This window comes from Micromonospora sediminimaris (assembly GCF_016863575.1).
GTDB lineage: Bacteria > Actinomycetota > Actinomycetes > Mycobacteriales > Micromonosporaceae > Micromonospora > Micromonospora sediminimaris.
The window spans coordinates 1-17,414 of the sequence record NZ_BOPD01000040.1 but is presented as its reverse complement, the minus strand read 5'-3'; the positions used below and the strand labels follow the sequence as shown (position 1 = coordinate 17,414).

Annotated in this window: 18 protein-coding genes; 16 read left to right on the top strand and 2 right to left on the bottom strand. The window is 73.0% G+C overall.

Annotated elements, in window-relative coordinates:
• Positions 1 to 92: 92 nt before the first annotated feature.
• The 14 genes from Vse01_RS25745 (at position 93) to Vse01_RS25680 (ending at position 14,910) form a co-directional block, all read left to right on the top strand.
• On the top strand, positions 93 to 1,133 hold the full coding sequence (locus Vse01_RS25745) for a quinone-dependent dihydroorotate dehydrogenase (RefSeq protein ID WP_093404335.1): 1,041 nt from the start codon (positions 93 to 95) through the stop codon (positions 1,131 to 1,133).
• A 113-nt stretch (positions 1,134 to 1,246) separates the two neighbouring features.
• Positions 1,247 to 2,521 (top strand): adenosylmethionine--8-amino-7-oxononanoate transaminase, encoded by a 1,275-nt coding sequence (locus Vse01_RS25740; RefSeq protein ID WP_093404332.1) that lies wholly within the window; start codon positions 1,247 to 1,249, stop codon positions 2,519 to 2,521.
• Positions 2,522 to 2,672: 151 nt separating this feature from the next.
• Entirely contained in the window at positions 2,673 to 3,509 is an 837-nt protein-coding gene (gene pyrF, locus Vse01_RS25735) for an orotidine-5'-phosphate decarboxylase (RefSeq protein WP_093404330.1), read from the top strand.
• Between the two features lie 171 nt (positions 3,510 to 3,680).
• A complete protein-coding gene (gene mihF, locus Vse01_RS25730) occupies positions 3,681 to 3,998 on the top strand; it encodes an integration host factor, actinobacterial type (RefSeq protein ID WP_007458370.1) in 318 nt (105 codons plus the stop codon).
• 25 nt (positions 3,999 to 4,023) lie between these two features.
• Positions 4,024 to 4,557 carry a nucleoside/nucleotide kinase family protein gene (locus Vse01_RS25725; RefSeq protein WP_093404327.1) on the top strand — a complete coding sequence of 178 codons (534 nt, stop codon included), beginning with the start codon at positions 4,024 to 4,026 and terminating at the stop codon, positions 4,555 to 4,557.
• Positions 4,558 to 4,610: 53 nt separating this feature from the next.
• Positions 4,611 to 4,874, top strand: coding sequence for a DNA-directed RNA polymerase subunit omega (gene rpoZ, locus Vse01_RS25720; RefSeq protein WP_007075826.1), 264 nt, complete (start codon positions 4,611 to 4,613; stop codon positions 4,872 to 4,874).
• Between the two features lie 14 nt (positions 4,875 to 4,888).
• On the top strand, positions 4,889 to 6,091 hold the full coding sequence (coaBC, locus tag Vse01_RS25715) for a bifunctional phosphopantothenoylcysteine decarboxylase/phosphopantothenate--cysteine ligase CoaBC (RefSeq protein WP_093404324.1): 1,203 nt from the start codon (positions 4,889 to 4,891) through the stop codon (positions 6,089 to 6,091).
• Between the two features lie 98 nt (positions 6,092 to 6,189).
• A complete protein-coding gene (gene metK, locus Vse01_RS25710; protein WP_093404322.1) occupies positions 6,190 to 7,383 on the top strand; it encodes a methionine adenosyltransferase in 1,194 nt (397 codons plus the stop codon).
• A complete protein-coding gene (locus tag Vse01_RS25705) occupies positions 7,380 to 9,365 on the top strand; it encodes a primosomal protein N' (protein ID WP_093404319.1) in 1,986 nt (661 codons plus the stop codon). The genes metK and Vse01_RS25705 overlap by 4 nt, the downstream gene beginning before the upstream one ends.
• A 267-nt stretch (positions 9,366 to 9,632) precedes the next feature.
• Complete coding sequence (locus Vse01_RS25700) at positions 9,633 to 10,616, top strand: AAA family ATPase (RefSeq protein ID WP_093404795.1); 984 nt, start codon at positions 9,633 to 9,635, stop codon at positions 10,614 to 10,616.
• Between the two features lie 90 nt (positions 10,617 to 10,706).
• Positions 10,707 to 11,975, top strand: a complete 1,269-nt coding sequence (locus Vse01_RS25695) for a cytochrome P450 (RefSeq protein WP_093404316.1) — start codon at positions 10,707 to 10,709, stop codon at positions 11,973 to 11,975.
• Positions 11,976 to 12,018: 43 nt separating this feature from the next.
• Positions 12,019 to 12,579 carry a peptide deformylase gene (gene def / locus Vse01_RS25690; RefSeq protein WP_093404792.1) on the top strand — a complete coding sequence of 187 codons (561 nt, stop codon included), beginning with the start codon at positions 12,019 to 12,021 and terminating at the stop codon, positions 12,577 to 12,579.
• Positions 12,580 to 12,583: 4 nt separating this feature from the next.
• The gene (gene fmt / locus Vse01_RS25685) at positions 12,584 to 13,510 is read left to right on the top strand and encodes a methionyl-tRNA formyltransferase (RefSeq protein WP_093404314.1); all 927 of its coding nucleotides are present in this window, start codon (positions 12,584 to 12,586) and stop codon (positions 13,508 to 13,510) included.
• On the top strand, positions 13,465 to 14,910 hold the full coding sequence (locus Vse01_RS25680; protein ID WP_373870720.1) for an RsmB/NOP family class I SAM-dependent RNA methyltransferase: 1,446 nt from the start codon (positions 13,465 to 13,467) through the stop codon (positions 14,908 to 14,910). The genes fmt and Vse01_RS25680 overlap by 46 nt, the downstream gene beginning before the upstream one ends.
• Positions 14,911 to 15,100: 190 nt before the next feature.
• Here the strand turns inward: Vse01_RS25680 and Vse01_RS25675 are convergent, their stop codons facing one another.
• Both Vse01_RS25675 and Vse01_RS25670 read right to left on the bottom strand, forming a co-directional pair.
• Positions 15,101 to 15,358, bottom strand: coding sequence for a flavin reductase (locus tag Vse01_RS25675; RefSeq protein WP_093404309.1), 258 nt, complete (start codon positions 15,356 to 15,358; stop codon positions 15,101 to 15,103).
• On the bottom strand, positions 15,355 to 15,654 hold the full coding sequence (locus Vse01_RS25670) for a hypothetical protein (RefSeq protein WP_093404306.1): 300 nt from the start codon (positions 15,652 to 15,654) through the stop codon (positions 15,355 to 15,357). Before Vse01_RS25670 ends, Vse01_RS25675 begins: the two co-directional genes overlap by 4 nt.
• Before the next feature lie 229 nt (positions 15,655 to 15,883).
• Between Vse01_RS25670 and Vse01_RS25665 the strand changes: the two genes are divergently transcribed.
• Both Vse01_RS25665 and Vse01_RS25660 read left to right on the top strand, forming a co-directional pair.
• The gene (locus tag Vse01_RS25665; RefSeq protein WP_093404789.1) at positions 15,884 to 16,630 is read left to right on the top strand and encodes a DUF5753 domain-containing protein; all 747 of its coding nucleotides are present in this window, start codon (positions 15,884 to 15,886) and stop codon (positions 16,628 to 16,630) included.
• A complete protein-coding gene (locus Vse01_RS25660) occupies positions 16,618 to 16,812 on the top strand; it encodes a DUF397 domain-containing protein (protein WP_093404304.1) in 195 nt (64 codons plus the stop codon). The genes Vse01_RS25665 and Vse01_RS25660 overlap by 13 nt, the downstream gene beginning before the upstream one ends.
• Positions 16,813 to 17,414: the final 602 nt, after the last annotated feature.

Here is a 17,414-nt window from a genome sequence, read left to right as displayed (position 1 = left end):
CCGTTCTCGTCGATCAAGAAGTTTTGGTCCTCGGGTGGCCCTCGGCGGGACCAGAACTTCTTGATCGACGCATGGCATCGGGGAGGGGTGGCGTGATCTTCGAACGGACCGTTCGGCGGGGGTTGTTCCGGGTCGGGGGTGGGGACGCGGAGACGGCGCACGAGTTCACCCTGCGGCGGTTGGCCGCGCTGTCCCGGACGCCGGTGGCGCTGGCGGCGTTGCGGGCCCGGTACGCCGTGTCGGCGCCGCGCACGGTGTTCGGGGTGTCATTTCCCAACCCGGTCGGCCTGGCCGCCGGGATGGACAAGGACGGGGTGGCGCTGCCGGCGTGGCCGGCACTGGGCTTCGGTTTCGTCGAGGTCGGCACGGTGACGGCGCGTCCCCAACCAGGCAATCCCCGGCCCCGGCTCTTCCGGCTCGTCGACAGCGAGGCCGTGATCAACAGGATGGGCTTCAACAACGCCGGGGCGCAGGCGCTGGCGGACCGGCTGGCGGCGCTGCCGCGACCGCTCGGCGTACCGCTTGGCATCTCGCTGGGCAAGTCGAAGGTGACGGCGCTGGAGGACGCGGTGGAGGACTACCGCGAGTCGTACCGCGTGTTGCGCGAGCAGGGCGACTACTTCGCGGTCAACGTCTCCTCACCGAACACCCCCGGGCTGCGCGCCTTGCAGGACCGGGAACATCTGGACGCGCTGTTGGCGGCATTGGTGGGGGAGAAGCCGGTGCTGGTGAAGATCGCTCCCGACCTCACCGAGCCGGCCATCGCCGAGTTGCTGGAGGTGTGCCTGGCCCGCGGCGCCGCCGGAGTGATCGCCACGAACACGACCCTCGGACGGGACGGGTTGGCCCCGACCGACCGGGGACGTTCCGGCGAGACCGGTGGGCTGTCCGGCCGTCCGCTGGCCGACCGGGCGCGGCAGGTGGTCGCCTTCGTGCACGCCGAGACGGGCGGGCGGTTGCCGGTCATCGGCGTCGGCGGCATCGTCGATCCCGACGATGCGGCCCGGATGTTCGACGCCGGCGCCAGCCTGGTGCAGCTCTACACCGGGTTCATCTACCGTGGCCCGGCGCTGCCCCGGGCCGTCGCCCGCGCGGCTGCGGGTGCCGTGCGTCCGGCCACGACCGGCGCCTGACGAACACCACCCACTCACCACCCCCTCGCTGCTCTGCTTCACCCCACGCAACGGTTTCGGCGCGGAACCCGTGCGTCCGGTGAAGCAGAGCAAAGGGGGCGCAAGGAGGACCGATGACGCCGGAGGAGGTTCTCGCCGCCGACGCGGCGCACGTGTGGCATCCGTACGCCGCGCTGCCGCCGGCGGTGGCGCCGTACCTGGTGGAGAGCGCCGAGGGGGTACGGCTGCGGCTGGCCGACGGCCGCGAGCTGGTCGACGGGATGTCCTCCTGGTGGGCCGCGATCCACGGCTACCGGCATCCGGTGCTGGACGCGGCGGTGGTCGACCAGGTGGGCCGGATGAGTCACGTCATGTTCGGCGGACTGACCCACGCGCCGGCCGTGGAGCTGGCCCGCACTCTGGTCGAGGTGACGCCCGACGGGCTGGAGCACGTGTTCCTGGCCGACTCGGGTTCGGTGAGTGTCGAGGTCGCGGTGAAGATGTGCCTGCAGTACCAGCGGGCCACCGGCCGGCCGCAGCGGCACCGGCTGGGCACCTGGCGGGGCGGGTACCACGGCGACACGTTCCATCCGATGAGCGTCTGCGATCCGGAGGGTGGCATGCACCACCTCTGGGGGGACGTGCTGCCGCGGCAGGTCTTCGCCCCGATGCCGCCGGGTGGCTTCGACAGCCCGCCCGATCCGGCGTACGAGGCGGCGCTGATCGACGCGGTGGAGCGGCACGCCCACGAGTTGGCCGCGGTGATTGTGGAACCGGTGGTGCAGGGTGCCGGCGGGATGCGTTTCCACCACCCGCACTATCTGCGGGTGCTGCGCGAGGTGACCCGGGCGCACGGCGTGCTGCTGATCTTCGACGAGATCGCCACCGGTTTCGGCCGTACCGGGACGATGTTCGCCGCCGAGCATGCCGGGGTCACCCCGGACGTGCTCTGCGTCGGCAAGGCGCTCACCGGCGGCTATCTGACTCTGGCCGCGGCGCTGTGCACGGCGGAGGTCGCGCGGGGCATCCGGGCCGGTGGTGTGCTCGCGCACGGCCCGACGTTCATGGGCAACCCGCTCGCCTGCTCGGTGGCCAACGCGTCGCTGGGCCTGCTGCGGGCCGGCGACTGGGCCGGGCAGGTGGCGCGGCTGGAACGGGGTCTGCGGTCGGGGCTGGAGCCGTTGCGCGGCGCGCCGGGTGTGACGGACGTGCGGGTGCTCGGCGGAATCGGCGTGGTCCAGTTGGACCACGAGGTGGATCTCGGCGCGGCCACGGCCGCCGCCGTGGCGCAGGGGGTGTGGCTGCGTCCGTTCCGGGATCTGGTCTACACGATGCCGCCGTACGTCACCGCGGACGCCGACCTCGCCGTCGTGGTGTCGGGTATCTCGGCAGCGGTCGCGGCGGGCTGAGTAGCCGGGTATCGGCCCTCGGCTGGATTTGAGTAGGCGTGTTCGGCCGCCATCGCGAATTGGAGTAGCCCGGCGGCACCCCGGTCCGGGCCTGCTGAGTAGGCGCGGACGGGTGGAAGCCCGGCCGGGACGAGAGGAAGGCAAAGGCGACATGGAGAGTTTCGGCGCCCGGCTGCACCGGGCCATGGACGAGCGCGGACCGCTCTGCGTAGGGATCGACCCGCACCCGGCGTTGCTGTCCCGGTGGGGCCTTGACGACGATGTGGCCGGCCTCGACCGCTTCGCCCGGACCGTCGTGGACGCGCTCGGTGACCGGGTTGCGGTGGTCAAGCCCCAGTCGGCGTTCTTCGAGCGATTCGGGTCTCAAGGGGTGGCGGTCCTTGAGTCAACTATCCGACAGTTACGAAATCTCGGCTCGCTCGTTCTCCTCGACGCCAAGCGCGGCGACATCGGTTCGACGGTCCAGGCGTACGCGTCGGCCTACCTTGATCCATCCAGCCCCATGTATGTCGATGCGGTGACCGCGAGCCCCTTCCTGGGGGTCGGATCGCTGGCCCCGATGTTCGAGCTGGCCGCCGAGCACGGCGGCGGCGTGTTCGTCCTGGCGCTCACCTCCAACCCCGAGGGCGCCTCGGTGCAGCGCGCCCGCGGCGCCGACGGCCGCAGCGTCGCGCAAACGATCCTCGACGAGATTTCCCAGCTCAACGCGGGTGCGGAGCCGCTCGGGAGCGTCGGTGCCGTGATCGGCGCGACGGTCGGAGAGACCGGCTGCGACCTGTCCGCGGTGAACGGGCCGCTGCTCGCCCCCGGGCTCGGAGCGCAGGGTGCCACGGCAGCCGATCTGCGGGTCGTCTTCGGCTCCGCGCTGCCCGCCGTGCTGCCCGCGTACTCCCGTGAGGTGCTGGGCGCCGGGCCCGATCCGGACGCGCTGCGGGCCGCCGCGGACCGCGCCGTGGCCGAGTGTCGGGCGGTCCTGGCGATGTCCTGACTGACTGATGGCTCGGTCACTTTGTGGTGATCATTGCGCGCCCACGTTGCCGAAAGCTCCGTTGGCCGCTAGTTTTCCCCGCGCTGGGAACCCCTTGGTTCACAGCGACACCACGTTTCACAGATGCGGCGGTGCGTCCCGCCCGTCGCGATAGGGACCTGAGGAGAACTGGTGCCGCTCCCGTCACTGACCCCCGAGCAGCGCGCAGCCGCGCTGGAAAAGGCTGCGGAGATCCGCAAAGCCCGTGCCGAGCTGAAGGAGCAGCTCAAGCAGGGCAAGACCACCCTCGGAGCCGTTCTTGAGCGGGCCGAGTCCGACGATGTCGTCGGCAAGCTCAAGGTGTCGGCTGTGCTGCAGGCCATGCCGGGCATCGGCAAGATCCGGGCTACTCAAATCATGGAGAAGCTCAAGATTGCCGACAGCCGCCGCCTGCGTGGCCTCGGCGAGCAGCAGCGCAAGGCCCTGCTTGGGGAGTTCGCCGCCAACTGAGCACGACTGCGGGTAGAAACAAGCAGTGAGCTTGGATGACGAGGCGCGCCCGGCGGCTCGGCTCACTGTCCTGGCTGGCCCATCCGGCGCCGGTAGGGAGAGTGTCGTCGAGCTGATCCGGGCGCGTTCTCCGTCAGTGTGGACGCCGGTCGCGGTCACCACCCGGCCCCGCCGGGGCAACGAACTGGACGGCGTCCACCGACACTTCGTCACGGCTGAGGAGTTCGACCGCCGGCTCGCCGCCGGCGAGCTGCTGGAGTGGAGTCGGTTCGGCGCTCACCGGCGCGGCACGGAGGCCGCCCCGCTGCGCCACCGGCTCGCCGCCGGGCAGCCGGTGCTGCTCGCGTTGGACCTCGACGGGGCGCTGCTGGTCCGGGCGGGCTGGCCGGGGGCACGACTCGTCCTGCTCCATCCGCCCGGTCGACTGCCGGGCCCGCCGGTGGTCACGGCCTTCGACCTCAGCGTTTCGGCCGACCGCATCGAGCGGGTCGTGGACGAACTGGTAGGATTCATCGGTTCTTCCTTCCTGGCTCCGGCCCGGCCGCGTCCGCGCGGTTGAGCGCCGGCGCCGCGCTCACGCGCGGTCCGTGCGAAAGACGCAGAGGTTTATCCGTGGGATCCATCGCCAACCCCGAAGGCATCACCAACCCGCCGATCGACGAGCTCCTGGAGAAGACGACGTCGAAGTACGCGCTGGTCATCTTCGCGGCCAAGCGCGCCCGCCAGGTCAACGCCTACTACAGCCAGCTCGGTGAGGGCCTGCTGGAGTACGTCGGCCCGCTGGTCGAGACCACTCCCCAGGAGAAGCCGCTCTCCATCGCGATGCGCGAGATCAACGCTGGCCTGCTCACCGCTGAGCCGACCGACCAGCCGTAATCCTCCGCCCGTCGATGAGCGCCCGGATCATCCTCGGCGTCGGCGGCGGGATCGCCGCCTACAAGGCGTGCGAGTTGCTGCGCCTGTTCACCGAGTCGGGCCACCAGGTGCGGGTGGTGCCGACGGCAGCTGCGTTGCGCTTCGTCGGCGCGCCGACCTGGGCGGCGCTCTCCGGGCAGCCGGTCGCCGAGGACGTCTGGTCCGACGTGCACGAGGTGCCGCACGTACGCCTCGGCCAGCAGGCCGACCTGGTGGTGGTCGCACCCGCCACCGCCGACCTGCTGGCCCGCGCCGCCCACGGCCTCGCCGATGATCTACTCAGCAACACCCTGCTCACCGCCCGTTGCCCGGTGCTGCTGGCACCGGCGATGCACACCGAGATGTGGGAACACCCGGCCACCGTCGACAACGTCGCGACGCTGCGGGCCCGGGGCGTCCGGGTCATCGAGCCGGCCGTGGGACGACTCACCGGCGTCGACACCGGCAAGGGCCGGTTGCCGGAGCCGACGGAGATCTTCGCGGTGGCCCGCCGCATCCTGGCTCGCGGCGCCGACGCGCCGGCCGACCTGACCGGCCGTCGGGTGGTGGTCACCGCCGGTGGCACCCGGGAACCGCTCGACCCGGTGCGCTTCCTCGGCAACCGCTCCTCCGGCAAGCAGGGCTACGCGTTCGCCCGTGCCGCCCTCGCCCGGGGTGCCCGGGTCACGTTGATCGCCGCCAACGTCACACTGCCCGACCCGGCCGGTGCGGACCTGATCCGCGTGGGCACCACCGGGGAACTGCGGGAGGCCACCCTGAAGGCGGCGGTGGACGCCGACGTGGTGGTGATGGCGGCAGCTCCGGCCGATTTCCGACCCGCGACGTACGCGCCTGGCAAAATCAAGAAATCGGACGACGGCACGGCACCCATCATCGAACTCGTGACCAACCCGGACATCGCCGCCGAGCTGGGGCAGCGTCGTCGGCCGGAGCAGGTGCTGGTGGTGTTCGCCGCCGAGACCGGCGACGCCGAGGCCAACGGGCGGGCCAAGCTGGCCCGTAAGCGGGCCGACCTCATCGTCATCAACGAGGTCGGGCCGGACAAGGTCTTCGGCGCCGAGACCAACGCGGCCACGGTCATCAGCGTGGACGGCTCGGTCACCTGGATACCCGAGCGGTCCAAGGAGGATCTCGCCGACGGGGTGTGGGACCTGGTGGTCGCCCGGTTGGCCGGGTGACTTCTCCTGACGGTTGGACGCAAGACGACCGTGGACGATGCCGTCGACGGTTAGTGACTACACTGCCGCGGAACGACGTCCAAGAACTTAGGAGTACCGTGACACGCCGCCTCTTCACGTCCGAATCGGTCACGGAAGGCCACCCGGACAAGATCGCCGACCAGATCAGTGACGGCATCCTCGATGCCCTGTTGACGCAGGATCCGCACAGCCGAGTGGCCGTGGAGACCCTGATCACCACCGGTCAGGTGCACGTCGCCGGTGAGGTGACGACCAAGGCGTACGCCGACATCCCGACGATCGTGCGCGAGACGATCCTGGGTATCGGTTACGACTCGTCGAAGAAGGGGTTCGACGGGGCGTCCTGTGGGGTCAGTGTCTCCATCGGCGCCCAGTCGCCGGACATCGCGCAGGGCGTGGACAACGCGTTCGAGTTGCGTACCGGGACGTCGGAGAGCGCGTTGGACGCGCAGGGCGCCGGTGACCAGGGCATGATGTTCGGCTTCGCCTGCTCGGAGACGCCCGAGCTGATGCCGCTGCCGATCGCGCTCGCGCACCGGCTGGCCCGCCGGCTCGCCGCGGTACGCAAGGACGGCACGGTGCCCTACCTGCGCCCCGACGGCAAGACCCAGGTCACCATCGAGTACGACGGCCTGCGTCCGGTACGCCTGAACACGGTGGTGGTGTCCAGCCAGCACGCCGCGGACATCTCGTTGGAGTCGCTGCTCACCCCGGACGTGCGGGACCACGTCATCGCCCCGGAGCTGGAGAGCCTGGAGCTGGACACCGAGGGCTACCGGCTGCTGGTCAACCCGACCGGCCGGTTCGAGATCGGTGGCCCGATGGGCGACGCGGGCCTGACCGGGCGGAAGATCATCGTGGACACCTACGGTGGCTACGCCCGCCACGGTGGTGGGGCCTTCTCCGGCAAGGACCCGTCGAAGGTCGACCGTTCGGCCGCGTACGCGATGCGGTGGGTGGCCAAGAACGTGGTGGCCGCCGGTCTCGCGGAGCGGTGCGAGGTGCAGGTGGCGTACGCGATCGGCAAGGCGCATCCGGTGAGCCTGTTCATCGAGACGTTCGGCACCGAGACGGTGCCGGTGGCCTCGATCGAGAAGGCGGTCACCGAGATCTTCGACCTGCGTCCCGCCGCCATCATCCGGGATCTGCACCTGCTGCGGCCGATCTACGCCCAGACCGCCGCCTACGGCCACTTCGGCCGCGAGCTGCCCGACCTGACCTGGGAGTCCACTGACCGCGCCGCCGACCTCAAGTCGGCCGCGGGAGCCTGACAACCACCCGGCGTGACGACCGGCGGCCCGCTGACGGGTCGCCGGTCGCCCGTGTCTGCGTCGATGTTCCCCTGGCCCACCTGGATCGGCCCTTCGACTACCTGGTTCCGCAGGCCCTCGCCGCCGACGCCGTGCCGGGCGTACGGGTGAAGGTGCGCTTCGCCGGCCAACTGGTCGACGGCTGGCTGCTGGAGCGGACCGAACGATCCGAGCACCCCCGGCTCGCGTACCTCGACAAGGTCGTGTCCCCGGTGCCGGTGCTCGCCCCAGAGGTGGCCCGGCTGGCCCGGGTCGTCGCCGACCGGTACGCCGGCAGCCTGGCCGACGTGCTGCGGCTGGCGGTTCCACCCAGGCACGCCCGGGTGGAGAAGGAGGTGACCGCCGAGGACCGGGCGGCCGACGAGGCGCCGGCCGACCCGCCAAGTTCACCGGCGCCGGAGGGATGGCGCGACTACCCGGCCGGGCCGGCGCTGCTGCGGGCACTTGCCGACGGGCGCTCGCCCCGTGCGGTGTGGTCGGCGTTGCCGGGGGAGGACTGGGCGGCCCGTTACGCCACCGCCGTCGCCGCCACGGTGGCCGCCGGCCGGGGCGCGCTGGTGGTGGTGGCCGACGGGCGGGACCTCGATCGGCTCGACGCCGCGCTGACCGCACGGCTCGGCTCGGACCGGCACGTCTGCCTGTCGGCCGCCCTCGGGCCGGCGCGGCGCTACCGCGCGTTCCTGGCCGCCCGCCGTGGCGACGTCCCGGTGGTGATCGGCACCCGGGCTGCCATGTTCGCCCCGGTCGACCGGCTGGGACTGGTGGCCATCTGGGACGACGGTGACGATCTGCACGCCGAGCCGCGAGCCCCCTACCCGCACGCCCGGGAGGTGTTGCTGACCCGGGCCCAGTTGGCGGAGGCGGGCGCGCTGGTCGGCGGCTACGCCCGTACCGCCGAGGCGCAGTTGCTGGTGGAGACCGGCTGGGCCCGCGAGGTGATCGCCGACCGGGCGGTGCTGCGGGCGCGTACCCCCGCGATCGTGCCGACCGGCGACGATCCGCAACTGGCCCGCGACCCCGGTGCGGCGACCGCCCGGCTGCCCAGCCTGGCCTGGACCGCCGCCCGGGAGGCACTACGCGCGGATGCGCCGGTCCTGGTCCAGGTGCCACGGCGCGGCTACCTGCCCTCGGTGGCCTGCGCCGACTGCCGTACGCCGGCCCGCTGCCCGCACTGCGCCGGCCCGCTCGCGTTGCCGTCGGCCGGCGGGTCGCCCGCCTGCCGCTGGTGCGCCCGGATCGCCGCCGCCTACGCCTGTCCGCAGTGTGGCGGGCGGAGACTGCGGGCCTCGGTGACCGGTGCCCGGCGGACCGCCGAGGAACTGGGGCGGGCCTTCCCGGGGGTGCCGGTGCGCACCTCCGGCCGCGAGGAGGTGCTGGCCGACGTCCCGGGCGGCGCTGGCCTGGTGATCGCGACCCCCGGGGCCGAGCCGGTGGCGACCGGCGGCTACGGCGCGGTGCTGCTGCTGGACACCTGGGCGTTGCTCACCCGCGCCGATCTGCGCGCCGGCGAGGAGGCGTTGCGGCGGTGGACCGGGGCCGCGGCGCTGGCCCGGCCGGCCGCTGCCGGGGGTCGGGTGGTGGTGGTCGCCGACGGCGCGCTCGCGCCGGTGCAGGCGCTGCTGCGCTGGGACGCCGGCTGGTTCGCGGCCCGGGAATTGGCCGAGCGGCGGGAGCTGGGTTTTCCGCCGGCGATGCGGATGGCCAGCGTGACGGGCCTGCCCGCCGCGGTCGCCGACCTGTTGGCGCAGGCGCGGCTGCCCGACGGGGCCGAAGTGCTCGGTCCGGTGCCGGCCGACGGCGAGCGGGAGCGGATGCTGGTGCGGGTGCCGAGGGCTCGGGCCGCCGACATGGCCGGCGCGCTGCACACGGCGGCCGGGGTACGCAGCGCCCGCAAGGCGACCGACCCGGTACGCCTCCAGGTCGACCCGCTCGCGCTGTTCTGACCCAGCGGTGACGGTGTGTGCCGACCGATGTCCCAAGAAGTGCGATATGTTACCTGATCATGACTGTCCGTATCGACTCGCCCGCTCGCGGTCGCGTCCCGGAGGCAGGCCGGCGCGAGGTGGTAGCATCGCCCGTCATGCCGGTGCGTACGGCGACTCCAGGTCGAGCTGGAGGTGTCCGAGGGCGGCGCGACGACGGCGGAACCGCGTCGGCCCGGCGCGGAAATCGATGATCTCAACCGGCCGGTGATCAGGGGTGGACAAGTCGTGACCGTTCGTCAGTCGATCGTCTTCAACGGTGACCTGGGCAGCGGCAAGAGCACGGTCTCCGTCGAGATCGCCAAGCGACTCGGCCTGCGCCGGGTCAGCGTCGGTGACCTCTACCGGCAGATGGCGCAGGAGCGGCAGATGACCGCGCTCCAGCTGAACCTGCACGCCGAGCTGGACCAGGCCGTCGACGGCTACGTCGACCAGCTCCAGCGCGACATCGCCGCCTCCGGCGAGAGTCTGGTGATGGACTCCCGGCTGGCCTGGCACTTCTTCACCGACGCCCTCAAGGTGCACATGATCACCGAGCCGGGGGAGGCCGCCCGCCGCGTCCTGCTGCGCCCCTCCGGGCCGGCCGAGAGCTACACCTCACTGGACGAGGCGAAGGCCAAGCTCCGGGAACGCAGTGAGAGCGAGCGTGGCCGGTTCCTGGTCCGGTACGGCGTGGACAAGGCCAGGCTGCGCAACTACGACCTGATCTGCGACACCACCCGCGCGCCCGCCGACGAGGTGATCGAGCGCATCGTCGATGCGTACGAGGGGCGACTCGCGCCGGAGGTGCTGCGCGGCGCCCCGCCGCTGCTGCTGCTCGACCCCGGGCGGGTCTACCCGACCGAGGACGTCACCGGACTGCGCGGTATGTGGGACTCGGCGCTCACCAGCGAGGTCGCCGCCGCCGGTGAAACCGGCCTGGAGCCACTGGAGATCGGGTACACCGGCGAGTACTTCTTCGTGGTCAACGGGCACCGCCGACTCAGCGCCGCACTGCGTAACGGCTTCCGGCTGGTGCCGGGCCGGCTGGTCGCCGAGGTCGAGGAGCCGGTGGTCGGTGGGGTGAGCGCGATGGACTACTTCGCGGCGCAGGCCCGGCCCAGCCTGATCCACGACTGGGAGGCGGCCCACGACATCCACCTGCCCCTGCCCGAGCACGCCCTGCTTGCCGGCGACGCGGTGCTGGCGGGGGAGAGCGGCGTCGCCGGCTGAGCCCCGCCGCGCCTCGCCGTACGCCCCGGTTACCGCAGGCCACAGCGTTGCACGGGCATGATGGAGCCTCCTGGACACCGAGGAGGCCAGATGGACGTCAGTGAGGCGTTTGCGTCGCTCATGTCGCCCGAGGGACGGGTCGACCCGTATCCGGCGTACGAGCGGTTGCGTGCCCACGGACCGGTTGTGCAGGCCGGTCGGGGCCTGTACGCGGTCACCGGCCACGCCGAGGCCGACGAACTCCTCCGGGACGCCCGCATCCGGGTCCTCGACGGCCACCTGCGCGACCAGTTCCTGCCGAGCTGGCGGGAGAGCCCGGCCCTGTCCTCGATCGCCCGGTCGATGCTGCGGACCAACCCGCCCGACCACAGCCGGATGCGCCGGCTCGCCGCCGGCGCCTTCACCCCACGCCGGATCGGTGCCATGCGCGAGGTGGTCGCGGCGCAGACGGACGAGCTGATCGACGCGATGGCGGCGACCGGCCGGGGCGGCGTTCCGGTCGACTTCATGGCTGAGTTCGCCTATCCGCTACCGGTCGGGGTGATCTGCGCGCTGCTCGGCGTGCCCGCCGCCGACCGCCCGCTGTTCCGGCGTTGGGCGGCCGATCTGACCGGTGCCCTGGAGCCCGAGATCACTCCGGCGGAGCTGGCCGTGGCCGATGCCGGTGCCGCCGAGCTGCGGGACTACTTCACCGAGCTGGTGGCCGACCGTCGCCGCCGCCCCGCCGACGACCTGACCACCGCCCTGGTGCAGGCGCACGACTCCGGTGACCGGCTCTCCGGCGAGGAACTGCTGGCGAACCTGGTGATCCTGCTCGTCGCGGGCTTCGAGACCACCACCAACCTGCTCGGCAACGGGCTGGCGGTGCTGCTGGCCCATCCCCGGGCCGCCGACGTGCTGCGTCAGCACCCGCAGCACGCCCCGGCGTACGTGGACGAACTGCTCCGCTTCGACTCCCCGGTGCAGCTGACCACCCGCACCAACGGCGAAACCGTTCGGCTCGGCGGGGTCGAGGTGCCCGCCGACAGTTGGATCCTGCTGCTGCTCGGCGCGGCCAACCGCGACCCCCGGCGGTACCCGCGGCCGGAGCGGTTCGACCCGTGGCGGGCGCAGCTGAATCCACTCTCCTTCGGCGCCGGGCCGCACTACTGCCTGGGAGCGGGGCTGGCCCGACTGGAGGCGCAGGTGGCCTTCCCGGCGCTGCTGCGCCGGCTGCCCGGGCTGGCGTCGGCCGGGCAGCCCCGGCGACGGATCCGGCTGACCTTGCGCGGGTACGACCACCTGCCGATCACCGTGGGTGAACCGCAGGCGGCCACGGTTGGTGGTGCGCCGGCCGGCACGGCCATCGGCAGTCCGTAGACTGGTACGGCACTACCGTCCCGCCGTGAAGGAGCCAACCCGCGTGACCGTCCAGCCCATCCGTCTGTTCGGGGATCCGGTGCTGCGCACGCCGGCCGATCCGGTGGTCGACTTCGACGTCGAGCTGCGCAAGCTCGTCGAGGACCTGACCGACACCATGCGTGAGCAGGGCGGTGCCGGTCTCGCCGCGCCGCAACTGGGCGTGGGCCTGCGGGTGTTCACCTTCGACGTCGACGACGTGCTCGGCCACCTGGTGAACCCGGTCCTGGAGTTTCCCGACGAGGAGGAGCAGGACGGCCCGGAGGGGTGCCTGTCCATTCCCGGGCTTTACTTCGACACCAAGCGCCGGCAGAACGTGATCGCCAAGGGCTTCAACGGTTACGGCGACCCGATGCAGATCGTCGGCACCGGGTTGATGGCCCGCTGCGTGCAGCACGAGACCGACCACCTCGACGGGGTGCTCTTCCTCGACCGGCTGGATGCGGCCGGCCGCAAGGAGGCGATGAAGGCGATCCGCCAGGCCGAGTGGTACGACGCCGCCGCGCCGCCCACAGTCAAGCTGAGCCCGCACGCCGCCGGCAGCCCCTTCGGTCTGGGGCGGTGACCGGGTGCGTGTGATCTTCGCCGGTACGCCGGCCGTCGCCGTTCCGGCCCTGGCCGCCGTGGCCGCCTCCCGGCATGAGCTGATCGCCGTGGTCACCCGCCCGGACGCGCCCGCCGGGCGCGGCCGAGGGCTGGTCCGCTCCCCGGTCGGTGCCTGGGCCGACGAGCACGGTGTCGAGGTGCTGACCCCCGCGCGTCCCCGGGAGCCGGAGTTCCTGGACCGGCTGCGCGAGCTGGCTCCGGACTGCGTGCCGGTGGTCGCCTACGGCGCGCTGGTGCCGCCGGTCGCGTTGGAGATCCCCCGGCACGGCTGGGTGAACCTGCACTTCTCGCTGCTGCCGGCGTGGCGGGGTGCCGCACCCGTGCAGCACGCCGTGCTGCACGGCGACGAGCTGACCGGGGCCAGCGTCTTCCACCTGGAGGAGGGGCTGGACACCGGCCCGGTCTACGGCACGCTTACCGACGAGATCCGGCCCGCGGACACCTCCGGGGACCTGCTGGAGCGCTTGGCGCACAGCGGCGCCGGGCTGCTGGTGGCGGTGCTTGACGCGCTGGAGGACGGCACCGCCAGGGCGCAGCCGCAGTCGGCCGACGGCGTTTCGCTGGCCCCGAAGCTCACCGTCGAGGACGCCCGGGTGCGCTGGGGCGACCCGGCCTTCGCGGTCGACCGGCGCATCCGTGCCTGCACCCCGGCCCCCGGCCCGTGGACGACCTTCCGCGACGAGCGGGTGAAGCTCGGCCCGGTCACCCCGGCACCGGACGCGCCCGACCTCAAGCCCGGTGAGCTGCTCGTGGAGAAGGCGCGGGTGCTGGCCGGCACCGCCACCGTTCCGGTTCGTCTCGGCGAGGTGCGCGCGGCCGGCAAGCGGGCCATGCCGGCGACCGACTGGGCACGCGGTGCCCGCGTCGGTGCCGGGGAGGAGTTCGCGTGAGGGAGACCGCCGCCCGCCGCAGCGGAGAGCGTCGGGGGCGGCCGATGGTCGACCGGCCACGGTACGCGGCGTACGAGGCGGTCGCGGCAGTGCACCGCGACGACGCGTACGCCAATCTGGTGCTGCCGGCGATCCTGACCGACGCGGGACTTTTCGGCCGGGACGCCGCCTTCGCCACCGAACTGACCTACGGCACGCTGCGCCACCTCGGCACGCTCGACGCGATCCTCACCGACGCGGCCGGGCGGGACGTGCAGCGGATCGACCCACCGGTCCGCGACGCGCTGCGCATCGGCGCGTACCAACTGCTGCACACCCGGGTGCCGGCGCACGCCGCGGTCTCCTCCACCGTCGACCTGGTCCGGGCGGTCGGCCAGGGCGCCACCGGCTTCGCCAACGCCGTGCTGCGCGAGGTCGCCACCCGCGACCTCGACGAGTGGGTGACCCGACTGGCGCCGTCGATCGACAGCGACCCGGTCGGCCACCTCGCGCTGGCCTACAGTCATCCACAGTGGATCGTGCGGGCGTTCAACGAGGCGCTCGGTGGCGACTTCGGCGAGACCACCCGCCTGCTGATCGAGGACAACGAGCGCCCTCCGGTGCACCTGTGCGCCCGGCCCGGCCTGGTCGACCCGGTCGACCTCGCCGACGAGGTGGGTGGCGCGCCCGGTGCCTTCTCGCCGTACGCGGTCTACCTCGCCGGTGGCGCACCGGGCGAGCTGGCGGCGGTGGCCGACGGGCGGGCCCACGTCCAGGACGAAGGTTCCCAACTGGTGGCGAACGCGCTCGCGCTGGCACCGGTGGACGGGCCGGACGGCCGGTGGCTCGACCTGTGCGCCGGGCCGGGCGGCAAGTCCGGTCTGCTCGGGGCCCTCGCCGCGCAGCGGGACGCGCGGCTGACCGCCGTGGAGGTGGCCGAGCATCGGGCCCGGCTGGTCGCCGGCGCCACCCGGGGGCTGCCGGTCACCGTGCTGAACACCGACGGCCGGCTGGTGGGCACCGAGCCGAAGCTGCCGGAGGAACACTTCGACCGGGTGCTTGTCGACGCGCCGTGCACCGGGCTCGGCTCGCTGCGTCGCCGGCCGGAGTCACGTTGGCGGCGTCAGCCGTCCGACCTGTCCGCCCTGACCCGGTTGCAGCGTGAGCTGCTCGCCGCCGGGTTGCGGGCGGCCCGGCCGGGTGGGCTGGTGGCCTACGTGACCTGTTCACCGCACACCGTGGAGACGCACGTGACGGTGACCGAGGCGGCCCGCCGCAGCGGAGTGCCGGTCGACTTCGTCGACGCCCGTACGGTGCTGCCGGCCGGCATGCCAGGGTTGGGCGACGGACCGACGGTGCAGCTGTGGCCGCACCGGCACGGCACCGACGCCATGTTCCTCGCCCTGCTCCGCCGCACCTGATCCCGGCCCCGGCACCGCCGGGATCCGTTCGTGGCGTACCTGATCGGCAGACCGGCACCGTCCGGATCCGTTCGTGGTGTGCTGCGGACCCCGCCGCCGGGATCCGCTTGTGGCGTGCTGCGGACCGGCCGCCCGGACCCGCCCCGGGCGCGGCGGTCGGGGGAAGAGCCGCAGCGACCGGGGCGGGTGGCTATTCGGCGGACCTGACGGGTACCCAGTCCGTGAACCGTCGGTGCAGCCCTGCGGCGTCCTCGCCGGAGCCCGACACGGCAAGCTGCCCGGCGGCCTCCTCGCGCAACTCGATGAGGCGCACCATGAGCGCCGGCTTGTCCTCCCGGTACACGGCGAGCAGATTCAGCTTCGCCGGCGAACAGGGCCAGGCGGCCCCGCAGGCCCGGCACCGCCACGTCGGGCGGGACGGGACGTGCGCCTCGATCCGGCCGTTCATCCGGTCACGCTCGCGACGCCGGAGCGGGGCCGGGAGCGACGCTCGGCGTACGGGACGGGCGGGACGTTCACCGGCCGCATCCCCGCGGGTCGCAGGAACAGCGCCCGCCGCTGCGTCGCGTCCCCGTGCCGATCGAGCTGGTAGACGTCGACCCAGGCCCACCCGTCGTACGTCGTGCGTTCCAGGTGCCGGATCACTCGGACCAGGATCGGTCGGTGGAACTGCGGGGAGGCTTCCCGGGCCAGGAGGTACACGCCGGGACGGACCCGAGGTGTTCCGCCCTCCCGCCCGGTCACCTGCCACGCGCCGGCTCTTGCACGGACATGGGTGCCTCCTCGGTCGTGGTTGGAGGGGGTCGCCCCGGTCTGCTCGCCCAGGGGCGACCCCCGGCGACCCGGCGAGCGGGATTGCCGTCCCAAGGCCCGCACGCGCCGCCCACGAGAACCATCGCGTGGCGAATGTGGACGACTACAGGGCGTAGGCATAGGTTCTTCAGACGTCAAGGACGTCATGTGGGAGGCGGGCATGAATCAGGCGCTGAGGGCAGCCATGGTGGACGCGGGGGAAACCGCCGAGAGTCTCGCCGAACAGGTAGGCGTGGATCCCAAGACGGTCGCGCGGTGGGTTGCCCCGGGGCGGGTGCCGCATCCCCGACACCGCGCGGCGGCGGCTGCGGCACTAGGGCGGGACATCGAGGACATCTGGCCGGACGTTTTGAAGCGGCGCGAGCCGTCCTGGCTCCGGCCGTGGGTGGAGACGGAACTCCAGGCCACCGCGCTGCGGTCCTTTCAAGTCGCGGTCATCCCGGGTTTGTTGCAGACCCCCGAGTACGCCACGGCGGTGCTCAGCAGCGGCCTGCTCGCCCCGGACGAGGTGGCCGGCTACGTCGAGACCCGGATGCGCCGGCAGTCGTCGGTCCTGGAACGGCGCAAACCGCCGCTCTTCGTCGCGGTCATCGACGAGTTCGCGCTTCGTCGCGGCGCTCCGGACATCATGCACCCGCAGCTGGATCACCTGGTGCGGTTGGCGCAGCGGCCCAACATCCTGCTGCACGTGCTGCCGCTCGACGCCGGCCTGCACCCCGGGCAGGCGGGGCCGTTCGTCATCGCCACGACGGAGGACGGCGACGTCGCGTACCTGGACGACCAGGCCGCCGGCCGGCTGACCAACGACACCGCCGCGCTCTGGTCCATTTGGGATACGCTGCGCTCGGTGGCGCTGCCGCGCCGCCAGACCATCGACTTCCTTGAGGCACGATCATGGCTGACCTGACCGGCGCCGTGTGGCGCACAAGCACCCGTAGCAGCTCGAACGGTGGCGACTGTGTCGAGGTCGCCGACAATCTTCCCGGCGTCGTCGGTGTCCGCGACTCGAAGGACCGGACCGGTCCGGCGTTGGTCTTCGCTCCGGCGGCCTGGCAGGCGTTCGTCGCCCGGGCCGCCGGGCGGTCCTGACCCGACCCGCGCGCAAGCGCCCGTCCCCGCACGGGGGCGGGCGCTTCGTCGTCAGCGCAGGAACCCATCGCACCCACCGCCCCGCCGCCCCACCCCGCACCCACCGCCTCGCCGCCCCACCCCGCCCGGCTGCCTCGCCGCCCCGCCGCCCGGCCCGGCCGCCGGCCCGGCCCGGCCCGCTGGCCCGGCCCGCCCCGCCGGCCCGCCTCGCACCGACGATTCGGGTACCCGAAGCTGAATCTTGGACAGTTTCCGTTAGTCGCTAACGGAAACTGTCCAAGATCTCGCGGGCGACGGGCCGGGGCGGCCGGGGCCGGCGGGGCGGGGTCGGAGCAGCTGGGGCCGGCGGGGCGGGGTCGGAGCAGCTGGGGCCGGCGGGGCGGGGACGGAGCGGCTGGGGCCGGCGGGGCGGCCGGAGCCGGGGCCGGGACGGAGCGGCGGGGGCTGGGTCCGGGACGGAGCGGCCGGGGCTGGGCCGGGACGGGACGGGACGGCCGGGACGGTTCCGGCGACCATCGCTGGGGCTGGGGCTGGGGCTGGGGCTGGGGCTGGGGCTGGGGCTGGGGCTGGGGCTGGGGCTGGGGCTGGGGCTGGGGCTGGGG

Excerpts from the sequence above, each read along its gene's own strand:
- Vse01_RS25740 (WP_093404332.1), top strand. The coding sequence starts at position 1,247 with ATGACGCCGGAGGAGGTTCTCGCCGCCGACGCGGCGCACGTGTGGCAT.
- pyrF (WP_093404330.1), top strand. The coding sequence starts at position 2,673 with ATGGAGAGTTTCGGCGCCCGGCTGCACCGGGCCATGGACGAGCGCGGA.
- coaBC (WP_093404324.1), top strand. The coding sequence starts at position 4,889 with ATGAGCGCCCGGATCATCCTCGGCGTCGGCGGCGGGATCGCCGCCTAC.
- Vse01_RS25695 (WP_093404316.1), top strand. The coding sequence starts at position 10,707 with ATGGACGTCAGTGAGGCGTTTGCGTCGCTCATGTCGCCCGAGGGACGG.
- Vse01_RS25675 (WP_093404309.1), bottom strand. The coding sequence starts at position 15,358 with ATGAACGGCCGGATCGAGGCGCACGTCCCGTCCCGCCCGACGTGGCGG.
- Vse01_RS25665 (WP_093404789.1), top strand. The coding sequence starts at position 15,884 with ATGAATCAGGCGCTGAGGGCAGCCATGGTGGACGCGGGGGAAACCGCC.
- Vse01_RS25660 (WP_093404304.1), top strand. The coding sequence starts at position 16,618 with ATGGCTGACCTGACCGGCGCCGTGTGGCGCACAAGCACCCGTAGCAGC.